Origin of the sequence: Thiocapsa sp., assembly GCF_011390875.1 — a bacterium.
GTDB lineage: Bacteria > Pseudomonadota > Gammaproteobacteria > Chromatiales > Chromatiaceae > Thiocapsa.
In genome coordinates this window covers 1-4219 of sequence record NZ_JAABRP010000300.1, presented here as the reverse complement: position 1 = coordinate 4219, position 4219 = coordinate 1, and the positions used below count along the sequence as shown (strand labels likewise).

5 protein-coding genes and 1 pseudogene are annotated in these 4219 nt (G+C 65.2%); 2 read left to right on the top strand and 4 right to left on the bottom strand.

The window, feature by feature from the left end:
• The first annotated feature begins 290 nt into the window (after positions 1-290).
• Positions 291-1100, top strand: coding sequence for a BON domain-containing protein (locus GPT33_RS17395; RefSeq protein ID WP_296811545.1), 810 nt, complete (start codon positions 291-293; stop codon positions 1098-1100).
• A gap of 46 nt (positions 1101-1146) precedes the next feature.
• On the opposite strand, the gene GPT33_RS17390 is transcribed toward GPT33_RS17395, so the two are convergent.
• The 3 genes from GPT33_RS17390 to mddA form a co-directional block, all read right to left on the bottom strand.
• Positions 1147-1338, bottom strand: a complete 192-nt coding sequence (locus GPT33_RS17390; protein ID WP_296811543.1) for a hypothetical protein — start codon at positions 1336-1338, stop codon at positions 1147-1149.
• 216 nt (positions 1339-1554) lie between these two features.
• Positions 1555-2340 carry a methyltransferase domain-containing protein gene (locus GPT33_RS17385; protein WP_296811541.1) on the bottom strand — a complete coding sequence of 262 codons (786 nt, stop codon included), beginning with the start codon at positions 2338-2340 and terminating at the stop codon, positions 1555-1557.
• A gap of 111 nt (positions 2341-2451) precedes the next feature.
• Positions 2452-3225: a methanethiol S-methyltransferase gene (mddA, locus tag GPT33_RS17380; protein ID WP_296811539.1), complete on the bottom strand. Its 774-nt coding sequence runs from the start codon at positions 3223-3225 to the stop codon at positions 2452-2454.
• A gap of 512 nt (positions 3226-3737) precedes the next feature.
• Here mddA and GPT33_RS17375 point away from each other — a divergent pair.
• Complete coding sequence (locus GPT33_RS17375) at positions 3738-4007, top strand: VOC family protein (RefSeq protein WP_296811547.1); 270 nt, start codon at positions 3738-3740, stop codon at positions 4005-4007.
• On the opposite strand, the pseudogene GPT33_RS17370 reads toward GPT33_RS17375, so the two are convergent.
• Positions 4004-4219, bottom strand: a pseudogene (locus GPT33_RS17370) (hypothetical protein); the annotation flags it as partial. The gene GPT33_RS17375 and the pseudogene GPT33_RS17370 sit on opposite strands and share 4 nt — an antisense overlap.

The following is a 4219-nucleotide window of genomic DNA, read 5'->3' as shown; positions in this document are numbered from 1 at the left end:
CGTCGTCTCCCACGACGCCCGCTTCAGACGCAAGGTCACCAGCCAGCAATACCGGATTCGCGATGGCGTCATCGGTACACCGCAGGTGCATTACCGTGGATCCGGCAGTTGACTGCTTCTTTCGTGACTCCAATGCTCGGGCACCGTGGCACACCCTCGGCCGACCCGATCGACCTCCGGGGGGTGCTGCAGCGAGCATAGGTCGATAGTATTGGCATTGCGGTTCCGCATCTCGGTTCGCGCCGCGCAAGCGCGTGGACCCCGGCTTCCCTACAACGAGATCAAAGCGAATGAAACCGACACGACTCGATCGGGTTTTGATGACCTCGGCGTTGCTGATCCTACTCTCGGCGTCGCCCCTGCGGGCCGATGCCGATTCCGATGCCGGGATCGCCGCCAAGGTCGAGACCATCATCGCGCTCAACCAACACCTCAGCGGCTATGCGATCAAGGTCCACTCGCAGGACGGGCGCCTGCGCATCGAGGGGTCCGTGCCGGGCGTCATCGAGCGCGCCCTGGCGGAGGATCTGGCAAACCTGGTCGCGAACGGGGTGCCGGTGGACAACGCGCTCGACCTGGATGCCGCCTTCGCGGAGAGCCCGGGGCCGCTCACTGCTCAGGTTGAAGACCTGGATCTAGCGACCCGGATCCGACAGCGCCTGGGTTGGCAGACCAGTACGAGCGGGTTGGAGGTCTCCGTCGAGATCGACGGGGGCATTGCCCGCCTCCAAGGGCGCGTCGGATCGACCGGAGCGTCCGATCGCGTGGCGACCCTTGTCGGGACCACAGAAGGGGTTCGCGAGGTCTTCAACTACATCAACGTCGACCCGGATATCTTGACTGCGGAGCGCGAGAGACAGGCCGCCGCCGGCGAGGTCGAGCGTTCCGATACCTGGATCACCAATCGCGTGAGCGCCGTCCTGCGCTACGACACCACCGTCAACGCGCGCAGTATCGAAGTCAGCTCGACCGATGGGGTGGTGTTGCTTCGCGGCACCGTCACTTCGCTGGCCGAGCGTCAGGTCGCCGAGGCGCTGGCGGGCGACATCTTGGGCGTGCGCGAGGTGGAATCGCTGCTGAGTTTCGAGCGACCGATGTGACCCTCGCGGTGCGCATCCCTGCGCACCGCCACCATCACCCTCATCATCAGGAGTGGCCGACGATGCTGCTCTTGGTCGGTGTCTGCAGGAAGGTTCGGATGATCAGATCCATGCTGAAGGCGCTCTGCCGGTTCCAGGCCAGATAGCCGACCCGCACGATTCGGTTGCAGATGAGTCCGGAGCGGCGCTGTAACGCGCCGGCGTCCCGCGTGTATCGGGATGGTCGTGCACAAAACATGACCAGTCTGTCGAGCCCGCGCGGAGCGTGCTTTGACGCCTTCGGCAACCGGGCCGGCTATGCCGTCACCGACAATCGTGAGGGAGTTCGGGGCCGAAACACTCCGAGCGGGCAGCCCGCGAGTGCCTCGACGAGCAGGACGGCGCTCGCCAGCCAGTACCACCATGCCGTGTCGCGTGTTTGGTTCATGTCGTCTCTCCGATCTGTTGAATCCGATTACTTCACGGCAAAGAAGGTCACACCGTGGACCTTGAGGTCCTTGGCGACCTTGTCCGCCGCGCTGGTGTTGCGGAAGCAGTCGTAGCAGCCGATCAGCCGGCCCCGACGCAACCCGACCGACTTCGCGATCGCGGGCAGCTCCTCCTCGACCAAGGCACCGGCGATGCAGGCGGCCCAGAGGTCCGGATTGGCGCGCGCGTCGAGCGTGAGCTCGCGGGCGACCACCACGTCCGCGAGATACAGGCGCCCGCCCGGCTTGAGCACGCGGTAGATCTCGCGAAACACCCGTGTCTTGTCCGGGGCCAGGTTGACCACGCCGTTGGAGATGACCACGTCGATGCTCGCATCCGGGACCGGCAGGGTTTCGTAGCGTCCGTCGCGGATCTCGACTCGATCGGCGAGCCCGGCGAGCTGCGCACCGAGCTCGGCGCATTCGCGCATCATGGGGGTCATGTCGACCCCGATGGCCCGACCCTCCGGCCCGGTGCGGCGGGCCGCGATCAGCAGATCCGTTCCGGCGCCGCAGGCGTGGTCGAGGATCGTCTCGCCCGGATGGATGTCGCCCGCGGCGAAGGGGTTGCCGACACCGGCGAAGCGATCGACGCTGATCGGCGGCAGGGCGGCCAGCTCCGCGGGGTCATAGCCGAGGTAGTCCCCGGCGTAGGCGGGACCGCGGTGGAAGTGGTAGGTCGCATAAGGGTCGCGGGCGACCCGGTCGTAGGTTTCGCGGACCTTGTGGCGCAGATATTCGGCGTCGAAATCGATGGGGCTCATAACGGCCATGGTGATGTCTCCTCGGGTTGTTTCGTATCGGGTGGATGTTTCGGTCCGTCGTCTTTCGGTCGCCCCGGTCGGCACGATCGCCGATCCGCCGACCGGGGCTGCGCTGTCATCTCAGTTGCCGTCGCCGACCGCAGCGATCCGGCCGCCGCCGCGACCCTTGCCGCCGAGGCGGGGGATCAACATGGGCACATGCTTGCGATAGCCGGCGTACTCGGGGTGGGCCTTGAGCAGGTCGCGCTCCTCCAGCCGGATGCCGATCAGGATGTAGCCCGTGGTCAGCAGCGCGAACAGCAGGTGTGCGGCCGTCATCGTCGGGGTCGCCCAGAAGACGAAGAGCCAGCCGACATAGAGCGGATGACGCACCAACCGATAGGGGCCGGGGGTCTTGAAGCGCAGCGGCGTGTAGGGCTTGCCGACGAGCTGCAGCCACACCTGACGCAGGCCGAACAGGTCGAAGTGATTGATCAGGAAGGTCGCGACCAGCACCGTGGTCCAGCCGAAGCCATAGAGACCATAGAGCACGGCCTGACCGACCGGGTCGGTTACGTTCCAGATCACCCCGCCCATGGGCTGCCACCAGACGAACAGCGCGATCAACAGCAGACTGGCCGTCAAGGTGTAGGTGCTGCGCTCCGCCTCGCGCGGGATGTAGCGGGTGATCCAGCGCTTGAAGGCCGGGCGGGCCATGACGCTGTGCTGCACCGCAAAGATCCCGAGGAGCAGGCTGTTGATCAGCACAGCGGACCAGAAGGGAACGGTCGGCGCCGAGTCGATCGACTTGGGTACCAGGATGTTCCCGATGAAGCCGATGGCATAGAGAAAGCTGGCAAAGAAAACGAGGTAGCTGACGACCCCGTAAGTAAAGACAGTCACGCGTTTGAACATGCGGGTTTCCTCCGATCGATCTGCAATGGATCACCGCCGAGTGGGTCGAAAGACGGCGATCGAGGTTTCCCGGTCGGGATGGCGAGGCACCATGTCCGCTCCGGTTGCAGATGAGTCTGGACCGGTGCTGTAACGTGCCGGCTTCCCGTGTGTATCCGGATTGTTGTCGGAGGGTTTCGGTCGGTTGCAGGGGGGCGGTCGAGTATCCCGAGGCCGGACATACCAATTCGCATTCGGTGGACCGCAGCCACCGTGCGCGTATGCGGGCCGTCACGTTGGAATCCGGATGCCGAGCGGGCGAACAGATGTCGATTTGGCTACCCGCCGATCGACCAGCAGGTACACACAGCCGTTCCACCCACCCGAAGGAGACCTACCCTGAGCGATGCCCCGCATCCACCCGGCCCGGCCGCGATGTACGGCGTGATGCCCTAGATCGCGATGGCTGGCCGCGCAGCCGACGCCTGTGACTTCTATGCCCGCGCCTTCGGTGCGAGGGAGCTGGGCCGCCTATCCTTCGCCGACGGCACGCCGAGGCTGATCCATGCACAGCTCAAGATCAATCGCGGCGCGCTGATGAGTTCAGGTTCAACGAGGCGATCAGCTTCGTCGTGCGCTGCGAGACGCAGGCCGAGATCGATCGCTACTGGGACACACTCTCGACCGTCCCCGAGGCCGAGGCCTGCGGCTGGTGCAAGGACCGCTTCGGCCTGTCATGGCAGATCGTGCCGCGCGCGATGGACAGGATGATGCGCTGCGGGGATGCCGATGCCTGCCGCTAGTGGAGCGCGTTGGCCGGCCACCTTTCCATGTACCTGCGCATCACGTCCTTGACCGCATCCGGTACGTTTTGGAAGGCCGCTTGCCGCATGCCGTCGGCAAGGAAACCCGGCATGTCGTAAGGCAGTCGTCGGCTCATTTTTTCGAACGTTCGCTCCATGAGCTCCGGGTCGAGCGATCGGGTTGCGGCAATGCCGGCGTTGAGATTGATGAC